The sequence below is a fragment of the Methylocystis sp. SB2 genome, from assembly GCF_049817085.1.
Lineage (GTDB): Bacteria > Pseudomonadota > Alphaproteobacteria > Rhizobiales > Beijerinckiaceae > Methylocystis > Methylocystis rosea.
In genome coordinates this window covers 1,477,993-1,494,736 of the sequence record NZ_CP187401.1, presented here as the reverse complement: position 1 = coordinate 1,494,736, position 16,744 = coordinate 1,477,993, and the positions used below count along the sequence as shown (strand labels likewise).

14 protein-coding genes are annotated in these 16,744 nt (G+C 59.8%); 10 read left to right on the top strand and 4 right to left on the bottom strand.

The genetic code is table 11. The features are described 5' to 3' along the window. Window positions 1-40: 40 nt before the first annotated feature. The 10 genes from ACPS74_RS07300 to ACPS74_RS07255 all read left to right on the top strand — a co-directional run bounded on the left by ACPS74_RS07300 (window position 41) and on the right by ACPS74_RS07255 (window position 10,387). Window positions 41-1,072 (top strand): 3-oxoacyl-[acyl-carrier-protein] synthase III C-terminal domain-containing protein, encoded by a 1,032-nt coding sequence (locus ACPS74_RS07300; protein WP_029650722.1) that lies wholly within the window; start codon window positions 41-43, stop codon window positions 1,070-1,072. Between the two features lie 184 nt (window positions 1,073-1,256). Further along, window positions 1,257-2,168: a ChbG/HpnK family deacetylase gene (locus ACPS74_RS07295; protein WP_036241860.1), complete on the top strand. Its 912-nt coding sequence runs from the start codon at window positions 1,257-1,259 to the stop codon at window positions 2,166-2,168. 43 nt (window positions 2,169-2,211) lie between these two features. After that, window positions 2,212-3,132 (top strand): SDR family NAD(P)-dependent oxidoreductase, encoded by a 921-nt coding sequence (locus ACPS74_RS07290; RefSeq protein WP_029650726.1) that lies wholly within the window; start codon window positions 2,212-2,214, stop codon window positions 3,130-3,132. Beyond that, the gene (locus ACPS74_RS07285) at window positions 3,123-4,490 is read left to right on the top strand and encodes a glycosyltransferase (protein WP_029650728.1); all 1,368 of its coding nucleotides are present in this window, start codon (window positions 3,123-3,125) and stop codon (window positions 4,488-4,490) included. The genes ACPS74_RS07290 and ACPS74_RS07285 overlap by 10 nt, the downstream gene beginning before the upstream one ends. Before the next feature lie 207 nt (window positions 4,491-4,697). Then, entirely contained in the window at window positions 4,698-5,558 is an 861-nt protein-coding gene (locus tag ACPS74_RS07280) for an HlyD family efflux transporter periplasmic adaptor subunit (protein ID WP_239753914.1), read from the top strand. Next, a complete protein-coding gene (gene devC, locus ACPS74_RS07275) occupies window positions 5,555-6,727 on the top strand; it encodes an ABC transporter permease DevC (RefSeq protein WP_029650732.1) in 1,173 nt (390 codons plus the stop codon). The genes ACPS74_RS07280 and devC overlap by 4 nt, the downstream gene beginning before the upstream one ends. Continuing rightward, a complete protein-coding gene (locus ACPS74_RS07270) occupies window positions 6,724-7,392 on the top strand; it encodes an ATP-binding cassette domain-containing protein (protein ID WP_029650734.1) in 669 nt (222 codons plus the stop codon). Before devC ends, ACPS74_RS07270 begins: the two co-directional genes overlap by 4 nt. A gap of 222 nt (window positions 7,393-7,614) precedes the next feature. Beyond that, window positions 7,615-7,854 carry a hypothetical protein gene (locus tag ACPS74_RS07265; RefSeq protein WP_036241861.1) on the top strand — a complete coding sequence of 80 codons (240 nt, stop codon included), beginning with the start codon at window positions 7,615-7,617 and terminating at the stop codon, window positions 7,852-7,854. A gap of 548 nt (window positions 7,855-8,402) precedes the next feature. Beyond that, complete coding sequence (locus ACPS74_RS07260; RefSeq protein ID WP_029650735.1) at window positions 8,403-8,771, top strand: copper resistance CopC family protein; 369 nt, start codon at window positions 8,403-8,405, stop codon at window positions 8,769-8,771. Between the two features lie 221 nt (window positions 8,772-8,992). After that, window positions 8,993-10,387 carry a copper resistance D family protein gene (locus ACPS74_RS07255; RefSeq protein ID WP_239753933.1) on the top strand — a complete coding sequence of 465 codons (1,395 nt, stop codon included), beginning with the start codon at window positions 8,993-8,995 and terminating at the stop codon, window positions 10,385-10,387. Window positions 10,388-10,428: 41 nt separating this feature from the next. On the opposite strand, the gene ACPS74_RS07250 is transcribed toward ACPS74_RS07255, so the two are convergent. The 4 genes from ACPS74_RS07250 to ACPS74_RS07235 form a co-directional block, all read right to left on the bottom strand. Further along, a complete protein-coding gene (locus ACPS74_RS07250) occupies window positions 10,429-12,051 on the bottom strand; it encodes an adenylate/guanylate cyclase domain-containing protein (RefSeq protein ID WP_051381773.1) in 1,623 nt (540 codons plus the stop codon). A 177-nt stretch (window positions 12,052-12,228) separates the two neighbouring features. Then, a complete protein-coding gene (locus ACPS74_RS07245; RefSeq protein ID WP_029650740.1) occupies window positions 12,229-12,600 on the bottom strand; it encodes a response regulator in 372 nt (123 codons plus the stop codon). A 17-nt stretch (window positions 12,601-12,617) separates the two neighbouring features. Next, complete coding sequence (locus ACPS74_RS07240) at window positions 12,618-15,389, bottom strand: response regulator (protein WP_029650741.1); 2,772 nt, start codon at window positions 15,387-15,389, stop codon at window positions 12,618-12,620. 3 nt (window positions 15,390-15,392) lie between these two features. Further along, window positions 15,393-16,667 (bottom strand): urea ABC transporter substrate-binding protein, encoded by a 1,275-nt coding sequence (locus tag ACPS74_RS07235; RefSeq protein WP_051381774.1) that lies wholly within the window; start codon window positions 16,665-16,667, stop codon window positions 15,393-15,395. Between the last annotated feature and the right edge of the window lie 77 nt (window positions 16,668-16,744).

The window sequence follows — 16,744 nt, the reverse complement described above, 5'->3', positions numbered from 1 at the left end:
CTATCAGATCTGCACCTGCTGAGTTCGAGGAAAATAAGAAATGCGCATTGATGCCGTGAAGGCCGCCTTGCCGTCGCGCAAGCTGTCGAATGAAGACATCCTTCAGATTGTCCGTGAAAGCAGCGAAGCGACGTATGACGGCGATCTCGACGCGGCGATAAAGAGAATCGAGAGCTGGCTGACCTACAGCGGCGCGCAGACGCGTTACGCGCTTGAGGAAAACGAAACGCCGTTGAGCGTCTTGACCGGCGCCATCGACGCGGCGCTGGAAGAAGCGAAATGCACCAAGGATGACATCGACACGCTCGTCTATGTTGGGGTCGGACGCGGATTCATCGAGCCGGCCGGCGCTTATCTCGTGGCGCATGCGCTGGGCTTCAAGAATGCGCACTGCTTCGATGTGCTGGACGCCTGCAACAGCTGGTCGCGGGGCGCGCAGATCATCTATCACTTCCTGCAGTCGGGAAGCAGCAAGCGTGCGATGATCGTCAATGCCGAGTTCAGCGTCACCGGCAATCGGCTCGGCAATTTCGCCCTGCGGCACGAGGGTGAGTTGACCTGGACGTTCCCGACATACACGATCGGCGAGGCGGCCACGGCGACCATTTTTTCAGCCGATCCGACGAACGAGTGGAAGTTCAAGTTCCGCTCCCGGCCAGATCTCGCCGATCTCTGCACGATCCCCGTCAATGGCTTTCAGGGCTATTGCAACCAGACTGAGCGCATCGGCAAGAACGGCAACCGGTTCACGTCCTACGGTTACGAGTTGTTTGAGGCCGCGGGCCCCGAGCTCATCCAGGTGTTTCAAGACCTCAATCCGCCTTTGGACAAGCTCCGCGCGATTTTCCCTCACGCGGCGTCGCAAAAGGCGGGCGACGACCTCGCCGATCTGTTCAAGCTGCGGCATCTGGTGTCGAACGTTTACCCGCGTTGCGGCAATCTTGTTTCCTGCTCGGTGCCGGCGGCCATGGCGTTCGCGATCGAAGAACAACGCGTGGCGCGTGGAGACCTGCTTGCCGCGGTCGTCGCCAGCGCGGGCATGTCGTTTTCGGCATATTCCTTCATCTATTGAAGCAGCTCACGATGATGCTCACGACATTGCCCGCCACTGTCACCGGCGCCCATGGCGTCGGTCGCTGCATCGCGACGCGTTGTTCAAACAGCCAGCGTCGATCACGAGTCCTTGCGGAGTGGAGACGCGCCTCTCTCATTCGCCTGTGTTCCAAACGGCCGCGCGCGGTCGAAGGGCGGGAAAAATGAGCGACGACCGCATCGTCGCGATCTGTGCGGACGATTACGGCCTGTCCTACGGGGTGAGCATCGGCATTCTCGAGGCGCTGGACGCCGGCCGGCTGACGGCGGTCTCGGCGTTGGTGAATGGCCCACGCTGGCCCGCCATGGGAGTCGAATTGCGCCGGCGCTGCGGCAACGCAGACGTCGGTCTGCATTTCAACCTCACGCTGGGCCGCCCGCTGGGACCGATGCCGACCTTCACTTCGGAGGGGAGCTTTCCGCCGGTCACGACCGTCATCCGCCTCGCCCTGCGCCGCAAACTTCCCTTGGCTGAGATTCGCGCTGAGATCGATCGCCAGCTGGACCGCTTCGAGACGGTGATGGGCCGCGCGCCGGATTACGTCGACGGCCATCAACATGTGCATGGGCTGCCGGGCGTCCGCGACGCGTTGATTGAGGCCTTGGCGGCCCGAGGGCTCGCCGGTCGGGTTTGGCTGCGCGACGCCGGCGACGAGCTCCATCGCATCGTCATGCGCGGGGCCCATGCGCCCAAAACGCTCGCACTGGCGCTCGCTGTTCAGGGCCTGTCCTCGGGTTTTCGCCGCGCCGCGCTGCGTCAGGGCTTCGTGACCAATGAAGGTTTCTCCGGCCACTCGGTTTTCGATCCGGGGAAGGACTACGCACGAGCCTTCGAGACTTATCTTCGCGCGCCGGGGCGCCGCCATCTCGTCATGTGCCATCCCGGCCATGTCGACGACGAGCTCAGGGCCCAAGACTGGGTGACCGTCACCCGCGAGCAGGAGCTCGCCTTCCTGCTCTCGCCGCGCCTACCCGACATGCTGGAAGAGCGAGGCTTAAGGCTCGCGCGGCTCAGCGAGGTCTGTCCGCACCCATCGCCGGACGGCGGACGGATGAGCGAGGCGACGCCTCTATGAGCGAAGGCCTGACGCGGTTGCTCGAAGCGCAGGGGATTTCCGCATGAGCGAGGGCGCGAAGCGGGCCGTCGTCGTTACAGGCGCGTCGACGGGCATCGGCGAAGCCTGCGTCAGGCTGCTCGTCGAAAAGGATTTCCTGGTTTTCGGCTCGGTGCGCACGGCCGCCGACGCCGAGCGTCTGAAGGCGCAATTCGGCGAAAATTACGCGCCGCTCTTCTTCGATGTGACCGACGGCGATGCGGTCGCGCGGGCAGCCGCTGAGGTCGAGGACCGGCTTCAGGGCGGGACGCTGGCGGGGCTCGTCAACAACGCCGGAATGGCCGTGGCGGGACCGCTGCTGCATGTGCCGATCGAGGAGCTGCGCCGCCAGTTTGAGGTCAACGTCATCGGCCAGATTCGGGTGACGCAGGCCTTCGCGCCGCTGCTCGGCGCCCGCGCCTCTCAGGGAGAGCCGCCTGGCCGCATCGTCAATATGAGCTCGGTGGCGGGCCGGATGGTCGGGCCGTTGATGGGACCCTACAGCGCCTCGAAATTCGCGCTCGAAGCCATGTCCGACGCGCTCCGCCGCGAATTGGCGGTCTATGGGATCGCGGTCGTGGTGATCGAGCCCGGCATGATCGCCACGCCGATCTGGGACAAGGCCGAATCGGCCGCCTTCGCCGCCTTCGACCGGACAATCTACGGCCCAGCCGCGCGCCGCGTGCAGAAATGGGCGGTGGACCAGGGGCGCACCGCGGTCGGGCCAGCGGTTGTGGCCGAAGCAGTCCATCGCGCGCTCGTCGTGTCGCGGCCGCCGCTGCGCATCCTCGTGCTCGGCAGCAGCGCCTTCCATTACTACGCACAGCTGCTCATACCGGCGCGCCTCATGGACTGGCTGATCGCCCGCCATTTCGGTTTCGATAAAATTCGGCGGCCGCTGGTTTCGAGCCGCGCCGCCAAAAAAGAAGTGATCCAATGGCCTTAGACCGCCCTAAGATCCTTATCGCGACCTTTGGCACGCTTGGCGATGTGAATCCGTTTATTGGACTAGGGCGCGCGCTGCAGCGGCACGGGTGCGTCCCGGTCATCGCCACGTCAGAAGAATATCGGGATCTGGTGCAGAGCGAAGGGCTGGACTTTCGGCCTATGCGGCCGGATCTCGGAGAAATCTCATCTCGGCTGAATATGCAGAAGGGCGAGATCGCGACCAAAATGTCGCGGAGTAAAAGATTCCTATTCGATCAGGTGATGTTTCCACATCTTCGCGACGCCTACCATGACGTCATGGAACTGACGAAGGACGTTGACGGCGTCGTCGCGCATTGCCTGGCGTTCGGCGCCAAGGCCGCCGCAGAACAGCGGAATCTTCCTCTCTTCAACGTGTTTCTTTCGCCCATGCTGCTGTTTTCTGGGGACAATCCTCCGTTAGGGACGCCGGCGCCGTTCATGACGTCTCGGTCGCCGCTCGCCGTCGGATATAATGGGCTCCTGCTAAAAACGATCGAAGCGGCGTTGACTCTCCTGGCTTCGCCGCTTGCACGATTCAGAGATGAACTGGGTTTGCCTGGCGTGCGCGGGTTTGAGCTGTTGGTGGGCGCCCCCGGCGGAGCCCTGACGATCGGGTTGTTCAGCTCACTCCTGATGCCCCCGGCTTCCAAGCGGACAAGGTCGGAAATTGTTGTTGGACATAGTTTCCACGACGGGTGCAACACGCCAGCGGGCGGGTCGGACCCGGAGGGGCTTCCGTCTGAGTTAATAGAATTTTTGGACTCAGGGTCCGAACCTATCGTCTTCACGCTTGGGAGCCTCGTCGCGATCGATCGGATAGACTATTTTCGAGACTGCGCCATCGCAGCTCGGTCCCTCAAAAGGCGCGCTATTCTTTTGGCGGATAGCGCCGATGTGAACAAATTGCGCCAAGAGATGTCTTCCGAGATTTCCGTGCACGGCTACGTCCCGCATTCGCTGCTGTTTCCCAGATGTTGCGCTGTGGTTCATCACGGCGGAATGGGATCTGTGGGGCAGGCTCTTCGCGCCGGCAAGCCACAACTCGTAACCCCCTTTTGTAACGACCAATTCGATATCGCTGAGCGCCTGAGGCGACTTGGCGTTGCGCGTACGCTGAAGGCTAAAGACGTCTCCGCTGATCAATTGGCGCGGAACATTGAATGGCTCTTGTCGTCGGCTAGTTATGCTGATCGTGCGCGGGCGGTCGCTGATGAAATCGCATTAAACGATGGCGCGGAGTCCGCCGCGGCGTTAATATCGCAAAGGCTCAGGCGTCCAGGACGAGAAATAAGCGGTTGCGTTGTCGAAGATGAGCCTGGAACAGAGCGCGTCTAAGGACTGCGGCGGCAATGTCTAAATCCCGATAACGGCATGGCGGTGGGTGAAATGAACCACGAATTTCGTTTCGGAATGTCGGATGGCGCGGCTCTGCATCGGGCGGAACGTTTGCTGCGGAGTCGCATTTCCCTGCGATTGATGCTGCAAATCCTTCTCATCGCAGCGTTGACCATCGGCGTGCCGCTTTTCGTCTGGGCGTATTTCGTGGGCGCCGACGACGCGCCCGCCAAACCGATAAAAGAAGCGACGTGGGCTCCCGCGGCCCTCGGCGTTGGCGCGCTGGGCTGGATCGAGCCGCGCTCGCGACTCATCCGAGTCTCGAACGAGGCGGCCGCGACCGGCGGCGTGGTCGGCGAAATACTGGTGCGGGAAGGCCAGGCCATCAAGGCGGGGACCCGGATCGCGGTGCTCTCGGACTGGCGTCGTCGCCGAGCGGAAGTGGCGCTCGCTGCGGCGGAAATTAGTGCCGCCAAGGCGCGCCGCCTTGCTGCCGAGGCCGAACTCGAGAGCGCCCAGCGGGACGCCGAGCGCAAGAAGAGCCTGTACAAGTCCGGCTCCGCCACCCTTTCCGTGGTTGATGGCGTCGAGTTGCGCCTGAAAAAGGCCAAGGCGGATGTCGACGTCGCGACCGCGAGCGTACTGCAGAGCGAGGCCAATCTGGAGCTCAAGGAGGCGCAGCTGTCGCAGGCGGTGTCGACCGCGCCGATCGACGGCGTCGTCATCAAGATCAATGCGCGCCCCGGCGAGCGCATCGGTCCCAACGGCGTGGCCGACATTGCGAACCTCAACGAGCTGGACGTCGTCGCCGAAGTTTACGAGACCGACATTCCACGGGTCAGAGTCGGTCAGAAGGCGATTGTAAAACTTCCGGAGCGGACGGCGCCCTATCCGGCAAAGGTGCGCGAGATCGCTTTTCTCGTCCGCAAAAATCACGTCAACGACGCTGATCCGCTCGCCGACCGCGACAATAGGATCGTTGAGGTGCGGCTGACTTTGGAGCGTCCTGGCATCGAGCAGCTTTGGCACCAGCTCTTCCGTCAGGTTCAGGTGCAAATAGAAAAGTGAGCGGTTTACCCCCGGCGCTCTTCGCCGCTCGATTGGCGTGGCGCCAGCTCATCTACGACAAGCCCAAACTGCTTGCCGCCACTTTGGGCGTGCTATTCGCCTGCGTGCTCGTGTTCATGCAACTAGGCTTTCGAGATTCGCTTTACACCAGCGCGTCTTCCGCGCCGCTGAAGATGCAGGGCCAGCTGTTTCTGCTGCACAAGCAGACGGAAGCCCTCTGGCGCCCGGTCTCCTTCGAACGCAGCATCCTGATGCGCGCCTTGGGCCTTCCGGCGGTGCGGCGAGTCGTGCCCCTCTACATGTCGCTCGGACAATTCAAGAATATGGATACCCACATCCAGCGGACGCTGATGATTTATGGGTACGATCCCACGGCCGAGCTCATTCATATTGACGACTTTGCGACGTTCAGATCCGAGCTGCAGCGGCAGGATACGGCGCTCTTCGACGTGACCTCACGCCCGGAGTTTGGTCCGATAAAGGAGTTGATCGCCTCCGGGCGCGACATCACCGAAATAAACGGTCGCAAAGTAAAGCTCGTCGGCACCTTCAATATGGGCACCACTTTCGCCGCCGATGGCAATGTCGTGATGAGCGATCTCAACTTTCATCGCGTTTTTCCTTCGCGATCCCTCGATCAGATTGATATCGGCTTCGTCCTGTTGGCGCCGGGCGCCGACATCGCCGCGGCGCAGGCCGCACTCCTGCGACTCGTCGGGCAGGAGGTGCAGGTCTTAACCTATGAGGAGCTCGTCCGGTTCGAGCAAGCCTATTGGGAGAATTCGGCGCCGCTCGGCTTCATTTTCGGTTTCGGCACGCTCATGGGCCTGATCGTTGGCATGGTGATCGTCTATCAGATCTTGTTCACGGATATTGGGAACAACATTCCACAATACGCCACTCTGGTGGCCATGGGATACAGCCAGTCTTATCTGCGAAATATCGTTTTTGCGTCGTCGATATATTTGGCCGTATTCGGATTTCTGCCGGGCATGGCGTTGTCCACGCTGCTCTATCAAGTAGCGGAACGTTCTATTTTTATCCCGTTCCCTATGACCATCGGGCGTATCGCCAGCGTCTTCTTTTTTATTCTGACAATGTGCGCGCTGGCTGGCTTGCTGGCGATACGCAAATTGAAATCGACGGATCCGGCCGACATGTTTTCATGAGCATGATCGAGGTGAAAGGTTTGAATTTCGCTTTTGGACAAGGCGAGTTGCGTCGTCAGGTCCTGACAAACATTCATCTTTCCATCGAAACTGGCGAAATCGTTATTCTCACCGGGCCCTCTGGCTCCGGAAAGACGACGCTGTTGACCATTTTGGGAGGACTGAGGCTTGCAACCTCCGGAAGCGTCGTCGTGCTCGGCGAGCAACTGGTGCGAAGCGAAACCAGCACACGGATCGCGGTGCGGCGGCAGACAGGATATATTTTTCAGCAGCACAATCTCTTCCTCTCGCTGACCGCCACAGAGAACGTCTGCATGGCGCTTGAGCTGCATGATCTATTTTCTGAAAAGGAACGGGTCGGGCTCGCGCGTCAAATTCTGACTCAGGTCGGACTAGAGGAGCGTCTGGAATATCGGCCCCAGCAGCTTTCTGGCGGACAGCGCCAGCGCGTTTCGATCGCGCGCGCCTTGGTTTCCAGGCCGAAGATCGTGCTCGCAGATGAGCCAACCGCGTCTCTCGATAAGAATAGCGGCCATGAGGCCGTCGAGATCTTGAGAAGCCTCGCCAAGCAGAATGGAACGACGATTTTGATCGTCACCCACGACTATAGAATATTGGATATCGCCGATCGCATCATCAATCTCGAGGATGGGATCATCACATAACGGTTCGGTCGCACTGAAGCGGTCAGTGTCACGATACGGCGAAAAGGGGTCTGACGCATTCTCGTCGGCCAAGCGTAGATCGGTTGCGCCGGAGACCAGCATCGCAAGTTAAACAGATGAATGCCGTCCGGACGCAACGTTCGTTCGTTTTCTGGCAGGAACGTTAGCCAGAGGCGCACAAAGTCCTGCTCGGCCGCACACAGGCCAGAGGAGAAAGCCAAAATGCGTCGAGTCTTCTTCGCCCTATTAGGCCTGCTGGCCGGCTATGCCGCTGGAGCAGCACTGGGAGGAGTCCTCGTCTCGCTTTTCTCTGGCAACGTGCACGACAAGGATCTTGAGATCGTGATGACATCTGCCTTCGTCACGGGGCCAGTGGGAGCCTTGATGGGGTTGCTTGCTGGGTTGTTCGTGCAGCGCGGCTCAAAAGGGGATGAGCGAAAAAAGCAAGGCGAGCCCCGATAGAATGAAAGCGATGATCCCCCTCTTCAACAAGCGCGCTGAACGCTTGCCGAGCGGATCAATTACGCAAGCTGCTCGCGCTCCTTCGCGCTCAGCAGCAACGTAGTTATGACGACAATCTTTTTCCCGGCTACGAAACACCTTGATCGCTGTTGTGTAGACAGAGACTCAGAAATCGATGACGCGAGCCACTAGCGCCGCGCAGAGCCCGGTTTGGCCATCCTGTGATGCTGTTTGGCCAGGAAAGTCGCGGGCATGGCGTGTACGAACGTCGCGGAAATCTGTTCCTCCATCCGCTGACGACTCCAAAGGGCGTTAGGCGCATTGCGCGTTAGGGCTGCTGCGCTGAAGGCGCAGGCCTCGCGCATTGGGCTTCGGTTACGAGACTTCTACGGCGACGACAAAGGCTCGTCATTGCATCAGCAACGGCAAAACGCCCGAGGAGAAACCGCAGCAAACATGGACGATGCTCGCTTGTCGCTATACGCGCGTGACTTAAATGCAATGACGGTCAACGGCCGGAAATCTGTGGTTTTCAATTAGGGCTCACGATGATCCCACGGAAAAAATTACCCTTTCTTCTGTCGTTTATCCTGGCGTTCACGCTTGTGCGCGTTCCCTGTCTCGCACATGCGGCTCTCATTTCGGCTTCGCCTCAGGATGGCGCGACAGTTCCAAGCGGAGAAGTCGTCATTCAACTTCGGTTTAACAGCCGCATTGACTCGAAGCTTTCGCGTCTCACGCTTCTCAAGGCCGCAGATCAAAGCGTCGTTCAGCCTCTCGAAACGAGCCCAGTATCCGAGGGCCTAAAAGCGAGAGCGCCGGACTTGCGGTCGGGCGCGTATACGCTCGAGTGGCAAATACTGAGCCTTGACGGCCATCTGACGCAAGGCAGGCTGAACTTCCGCGTGGAACGCTGATTATGCAAGCCTTCATTGCGTTGTACGGCTTTTTGGACCTCGTGCTGCGCGCATATCTCCTCGCGACGCAAGCGATCATCATGGGTGGCGTAGCGTTTCTGACGCTCGTACTGTCCCCTCTCGAAGGGAAATTGGGCGCTGAAGAGTCGCCAATTGCGCGACGTTGCCTTCGTATCCTTTTTTGGAGCTGCTGTGCTTCGGTCTTCGGCGAGATCGTCGCCGTGGGCGTGCTGACCGCGATGCTCGTCGGAACGTTGCACGTGGATTTTGCGGTCGCAGCCAGCGCCAACGCCGTCGTTAGTCATTTCATCGCCATGATCCTGTCGGGCGCACTGGCGCTTTACGCCCGCCTCGGCGCAAGCGCCTTTTTCAAGTGGGGGGGGGGCGCGATCGCCTTAGCGTTGCTGCTCGCGTGTGCGCATGTGGGCGTGACACATGCCGCGAGCCGCCCCGTCGCCTCGGCCTTGCTGGTGACGACCGAGATTGTGCATGTGCTTGCAGCGGCGATCTGGATCGGCGGCATTCCGTTCTTGTTGGTCGCGCTCGGAATGACGAAGAGCGGCGAGGCGCGGCGATTGATCGTCTCCAAATTCTCGCGGAACGCCATGTGGTCCGTGGGCGCATTGATTGCTGCCGGCCTCTTGATGATGACGCGCCACACGTCGGATCTCAGCGCGTTGTATGAGACGAATTACGGAATGCTGCTCAGCACTAAAATCGTGCTCCTGTTTGGCTTGCTGTGCTTTGCCGCCGCAAATCTTTCGACAACGCGTAAACTGTGGCGGATTTCTTCCACGCCGATCAGAAGATTATTACGTTTCTCTGAGGTGGAGGTGGGACTGGGCCTGGTTGCGCTGTTTTGCGCCGCCGCTCTTGCATCTGCGTCGCTCCCAACAGACGGCGCGGAGCGCACGAGCCTGTCTGAGATCACGGCGCGTTTCGCGCCGCGCTGGCCGAGTTTCTATAGTCCAGCGTATGCCGAGCTGTCCGCTGCGCAAGCAGCCTCCAGCGTAGGCGAACCAGCAACGCCCGGCCCACCCAGCGCGGCGGACATCGCCTGGGCGGAGATGAATCATCATTTGGCGGGCGTTTTTGTTGTCCTCATGGGCTTTTTCGCCTTGCTTGAACGCCATCGGCCAACTGCGCCGGCGGCGCGTCATTGGCCTTTGTTATTCTTGTTGCTTGGCGGCATTCTGGTGATTCGCGCGGATGAGACGGCATGGCCCCTTGGGCCCATAGGGTTTTTTGAAAGTCTTCGCGATCCTCAGATCGTCCAACACAAGGTCATTGTGGTCCTCATTGCGACCTTTGCGATATTCGAATGGCAGGTTCGACGCGGCCGCTTTAAATCCGACTGGCCAGCCTTCGTCTTCCCGATAACAACTGGCGCGGCGGCAGCGTTTCTGTTGACGCACTATGGACACACGGAAGGCAAAGACGAGGTTCTGGTCGCGATCAGTCATACGCCTATCGCGTTGCTCGGAGTTGTCTCCGCGAGCGCGCGCTGGCTGGAAATACGTCTGTCCGACACCTCCGCGGGTCGAATTGCTGGTTATGTTTGGCCCATGGCATTCATCTTATCGGGCCTCTTGCTGCTGCTCTACCGAGAAGAGTGACCAGCAGCAGCCCCGCAAACCTACAGTGCAACCGGCTGCGCCTACCTTCTCCCGGTCAGAAAAAACGCTTCCATGGCGCCCTTGCCTTTGATTTCGAGGCCGTCGCGCGGCGCCAAAACGAAGTCCCTGCACAAATGCTCGTAGGTCGATGCTGAAACCTGGATGCGGCCCGGAAGGCTGCTCGACTCCAGCCGGCTCGCAATGTTCACCGCATCGCCCCAAATATCGTAAATGAACTTGTGCGCGCCGATGACGCCCGCGACGACGTCGCCGGAGTTTATGCCCATCCTGATCTCGAGCGGCGTCGGCAAAGTATCGTTGAGAATGTCTAGTGTTTCGGCCATCGCCAACGCCATGTCCGCGACGGCGTGCGCGTGATCGTCCCGATCGCCGAAGAGCCCGCAGGCGACCATGTAGGCGTCGCCAATCGTCTTGATCTTCTCGACGCCAAATTTGAGCGCGAGCCCGTCAAACGCCGAGAAAACGCTTCCCAATACGCCAACAAGTTCGGGAGCCGGCAGCTTGGAGGAGAGTTCGGTGAAGCCGACGAAATCCGCAAACAGAATCGTGACGTCGCTGACATGATCCGCGATGACCGTTTCGCCGCTCTTCAGGCGCGCGATAATCGGCGCCGGAAGAATGTTGAGGAGAAGCTGCTCGGAGCGCTCTTTTTCGATGCGCAACGCGTCGAGCGCCTCGCGCTCTCGGTCCCGTAAATGCTTTTTCTCCAGTGACGATCCGATGCGCGCGCGAAGGAGCACCGGATCGAAAGGTTTTGCGAGATAATCATCGGCGCCCGCTTCGATGCATCTGACGATGGAGTCGATCTCGTTCAAGGCCGATATCACGATGACTGGAATGTCTCTCAACGCAGGATCCGCCTTGAGGATCGAAAGAACGTCGAAGCCGCTGATATCCGGCATCAGCAGATCGAGTAGAATGAGATCAAAGGGCGCCTCCCTCAACATCTCCAGCGAGCAAGACCCATTTTCAGCCAGCCCGACAGAGTGGCCCTGTCGTTCCAGACGGCGCTTCAGGAGTTCCCGATTGGACGCGTTGTCGTCGACCACAAGGATGCGGCTCGGCTGTACGGCGACGCTATCGGCTTCGGTTTCTGAGATCGGCTGGACAGAGGCGACGAAGCGATGTGCGACCATGGCGGAGACAGGTCCCGAGCCGATGTCGGCGTCCGTCGCCGCCTCGGTTTCGGGGAGTGAAAAACTGACCAGGCCGTCGATACGCTCAAGCAGGCGCGACGCTTCCTCCAGAAGTCGATTGAGGTCCAAGACCAGCGCCTGCGCGTCGTCAATGCCCGCTGCGTCTTCGCGCAGCATCTCGCCATAACCCTTTATGGCGTTGATGGGCGTGCGCAGATCGTGCCGCAAGTGGCGACGATAGTCCTCGGAATCCTCGCTTGGCCCGCGCGTCGCCTCGCGCGAGCGACCGACGAGTGATGCGATGACATCAATCAGCGAACGGCTGGCGGCGTGGATTTTCTCGAGGTCGTCACGAAATTCCCCGTGACCGTTCCTTTCGGCCTCGTCCAGCAAAATTTCGGCATAGCCTGCAATCGCCTCCGCAGGCGCGCTCAGCTCCTGCTGCACATAAGCAAGCAGTGCGCGATCGCTCCTGTCGGCGGACGGCCGGAAGTCATGCGACGTCATCTTATTTTCCCGGAAAGCCGGAATGCGCCAACGCCCGCCGTCCAAGATGCGTGACTCGTATTTCTCATAAATGTTTCAACCGGTGGGGTCGCCAAAGTTCGCTCAACGACGACGGCTACAGGAACGCGGCCGTGCCTCTGGAGACGAGGCTTCGAGACGATAATTGATCAGACGATGCTAAGCGCCAGATTCAATCAGGGCCGTGATCTTGCCCAGAAGTCGCGTGATCTCGACAGGTTTCGTGTCATAGTCGTCGCATCCCGCTTCGATCGCCTTCTCCCGGTCCCCCGCCATCGCATGGGCGGTCAGGGCGATGACCGGAATCTTGCGCGTCGCTTCGTTTTCTCTGACCCGGCGGGCCGCCTCCCAGCCATCGATGACCGGCAGGCTCATGTCCATCAGGATGAGATCGGGCGATTCGGCGGCGGCCATATCGACGCCCTGCTGGCCATCTATGGCGATCACGACTTCATAGCCATTTCGCCTGAGGCGCCGCGACAGCATATCCCGGTTCATCTCATTATCTTCGACAAGCAAAATCTTCACCACCGACCCTGTCTCCGATGTCAATGCGCTTGGACGGCGTCCGCCGCGCTGGGATTGAGGCACTGACGCATGATCGTCACCAGCTCCTCAAGATAGTCATGGTCCTTTGTGATGATGTCAGCTCCGAATTCTTTCAGCTTGCGCATATCCTCTTCGCTGAGATCTTTCGCCGTGACGATGACGACCGGCAAATGGTCATAGGCGCGGCGCTTACGCAATTCTCTCAAGAAACCGAACCCATCGAGATTTGGCATCATCAGGTCGAGAAGGATAAGGTCCGGCGCCGGATTTTTAGCGATCCACTCAAGCCCATCCTGCCCGTTGATGGCGGCTTCGGCGGTGTAGCCGGCGCCCGAAACGCAGCGGCAAAGAAGCTCGCGCGTCGCGGAGTCGTCCTCGATGATGAGCACCCTCGTTTCGCTCGATGCCGCGCAATATTGCGTCATCAGGGCCGTCAAGCGCTGACGGTCGATGGGCTTTGTCAAAAGCTCCGCCGCCCCGAGCGGAATCGCCAGAGCGCGCTCGTTGAGAATCGTCACCATGATGACGGGGATGTTCCGCAGCTCATCATCCTCCTTGAGCTGCCTAAGCACGCTCCAGCCGTCGAGCTGGGGCATCATCACATCCAGCGTGATCGCATTCGGCCTGTGCTGTCTCGCCAGGGCCAGCGCTTCCAGCCCATTACGGGCGGCGATGACGTGATAGCCCTTGTTCTCCAAAGTTCGTGTGAGCAGGTCGCGCGCGGTCGCGTCGTCGTCGACGACCAGTATCGTCGGGAGACGCCGGGACGAAGTCGGCTCGGCCCGTTTCTTCGTTGCGAGGGGCTCCTGCCGGTCCGGAAGCCTGATCGTGAAGGTCGAGCCTGTGCCCAGCGCGCTCCCAACGGAGATATCGCCGCCGAGCGCTGCGCAAAAATGCTTGGTGATCGCGAGCCCCAGCCCCGTCCCTCCGAAGCGCTTCGTGGTGGACGCGTCGGCTTGAGTAAAGGCCTGGAACAGGCGGGAAAGCTGCTCCTGCGTCATGCCGAGCCCCGTGTCCGACACGTGAAAAATCACAAAAGCGTCGGCGTCCCGCTTGACGGTCAAAGTGACTTTTCCGTGGCTCGTGAATTTGTTTGCATTGCTCATGAGATTGAGCAGGCACTGCTTGACCTTCGTTTCGTCGGACAAAAAGCCGCCAACGTCGTCGGGGCAGCAGAGTTCTAGCGCATTGCCGTTCTTGTCGGCGAGGGGCTGAACGATCGAAAGGACCTCATTCACGAGAGGCCTGATCTCCACTCTCTCGATGAAGACCTCCATCTTTCCAGCTTCGATTTTGGAAAGATCGAGAATATCGTTGATCAGGCCAAGCAGATGCCGGCCCGCGCTCTCGATCCTCTTCAGGTCCTCGATCGGCTCTGGGTCGTCGTTGTCGAGCGCGTTCTCCTGAAGCATTTCGCTATAACCGATGATGGCGTTGAGCGGCGTGCGCAGCTCATGGCTCATGTTTGCAAGAAAGGCGCTTTTTGTCTTGCTGGCTTCCTCGGCCGCCACGCGCGCGACGGACAATTCCTCATTCGCGAGCTGAAGTTCGCGCGTGCGCGCCCGGATCTTGTCCTCCATGGAGTCGTACAGTCCGCGCAGCTCCACGGTCATCGAGCGGATCGCCCTCAGCAGGAGCCCCGTTTCATCACGGCTGCCGATCTCGAAATTTGCGTCGAGATCCCCTGCGGCGACCTTCTCGGCGACGCCGACGGCGGTCTTGATCGGCTTGGTGATCGTGCGCGCGACGCCCATGGCCAAAGCGATAATCGGTGGAATCATAAAAAACAGCAGCCAGAGCGTCGCCTCTTTTTGCGCGCTGGTGAGCGCGAAGGCCTCCTTCGTGCTCTGCTGCACGACCATGCCCCAGCGAAACGACGGAACATAGGTCCACGAGGCGACGACGGGCCTGTTCTCGAGGTCATCGAAGAGGCCCGAGCCATGGACGCCGGCGAGCGCCCTGGCGAGCGCAGGAAAAGCGCCGCCATCGAGCGGCGCTCTAATGCTGAACGCCTTGGAAGCGTCATGCCGCAGCGGATTGACCACGACCATTTGGCCCTGATCCAAGCGGGCGGCGACGAGCACCTCTCCCGTCTCGCCGAGACCCGTGTAGTCGTTGATGAGGCTGTAAAGCTCCTGATTATCGAGCTGGAAGACGACGACGCCAATCACGACGCCGTTTTCCAGAACAGGCCCTGCAATAAAGGCGGCAGGCTCTTTCAGCCCGGGATAGATCTGAAACGCCGAAATTTCGGCCTGCAGCAATGTGCGCGCCCGATTGATCGTGTCTGAAAGCTCCGTTCCCTTGAGCGGTCCGCCGAGGGAATTTGGGTTGAAAAGGGCAGGGTCCGATTGCTCGAAAAGCGTGAAGCCTTCGGGCGAGACAATCGCGCAGTTGACATAGTTGAACGTGTCGGAAAAACGCTTGAGAACGGGGCCGTGTTTCGCGACAGCTTGGCGATAGGACTCCGAGTCTCTCCCGCTCGTCCTTATGGTTTCGGAAAATTCCCGGGTGGCTTCGCCAATTGAGGCGCTGTGCATCAGCGACTCGACGCTTCTGATTTTTTCAAGCGTCAGAGTCTCCAGCTGCTCCACTTTCTTCTTGGCGACGACCTGCAGCGACGTCTGAATCGTCTGCTCCAGAGACTCTCGCGAAATGTCATAGGTTCGCCAGGCGAGGAGGCCGCAGGAGACGATATTGATCGCAAGGAACCAGAAGATGATCTTGGCGCCGATGGAGCGCCGGAGGAAATCGAGCCTGGGAAGCTTCATCGATCAGTCCGCCTCTGTCGGATTGGCCCATCTGCCGCCCCATCGGTTGTACAAGGCGGTCAGAAATTCCTCCCACTCGGCTTTCGTGCGAGTCGGCGGATAGGGCACGGGACGGATCGGACGATCGATCGTCCAGACAAGCTCGATTCGGCCATCGGTTTGAATTTTACCGACAGAGAAAGACCGCCACGTATGCTGCGTGTAGGGATCCACCGACACCAGACCTTCGGGCGCATCGAGGGTCTCGGTCAGCATGGTGCGTTTGACCCTCTGAACGTCGAAGGATTGCGCTTCCTGGACCGCCTTTCCCCATAAGATGACGCTGAAGTATGAGGTCGCAATAACGTCGCCCGTCACACGGTTGGCGCCATATCTTTCGCGAAAGGCGCGAACGAACCGCTCGTTCTCCGGCTTCTTGATCGCCTCGAAATAGCTCCAGGCGCTGTAGTGGCCCTGGAGGCTCGCAATTGGCAGGCTGCGAAGCTCCTCCTCGCCGATGCTGACGGAGACAACGGGCAATTTGTCAGCGGAAAGCCCAGCGTCGGTCAGCGCCTGATAGAACGCCTTGTTGGAATCGCCCACCACCGAACTGATTATAACGTCCGGCTGCGCCATCTGGATTTTTTGGACCGCCCTGGAGACGTTTGAGCTTCCGAAGAAAATATAGTCTTCGCCCACAAGCTCCGCGCCAAGCGCGCGAATCGTGTCCTTCATAATTTCGTTGATGCTGTGCGGCCAAACATAATCTGAGCCGATCAGATAGAATTTTTTGCCAATGTGATCGAGGCTCCATTTGATCGCCGGAATGACCTGCTGATTGGGCGCCGCGCCCGTGTAGATAATGTTGGGCGACTGTTCGAGTCCCTCATAGGCCATGGGATAGACCAGGAGCTGACCGTATTTTTCGATAATGGGCGCAACCGTCTTACGGCTCGCGGAGGTCCAGCATCCGAAAATCACGGATACGTGTTCCTCGGTGATCAGGCGCTCGGCTTCCTTCGCGAAGGTCGGCCAATCGGATTTGCCGTCGGCGATGATCGGCTGAATCTTGCGTCCCAGTAAGCCGCCCTTCGCATTGATCTCCTCAATCGCGAGCAGCTCCGCGTCGACCATTGAATTTTCGCTGATCGCCATCGGTCCAGAGCGCGAATGCAGAATTCCGACCTTGATCCGCGCGCTTTCCGCCTGCAAAAGGAACATCGTCGCGGCGAATGCCATCGCGGCGGCGATAGCGACCGCGACAAAGCCTTTCCACGCGCTGCGAGTGTCGAGGGCCATTGGCCGTATCCTGCTTCCGAGTTTGCGAAGATCGAAACCGAACGTCATTTACTCGATCGTCGCATTGCATGACTGGA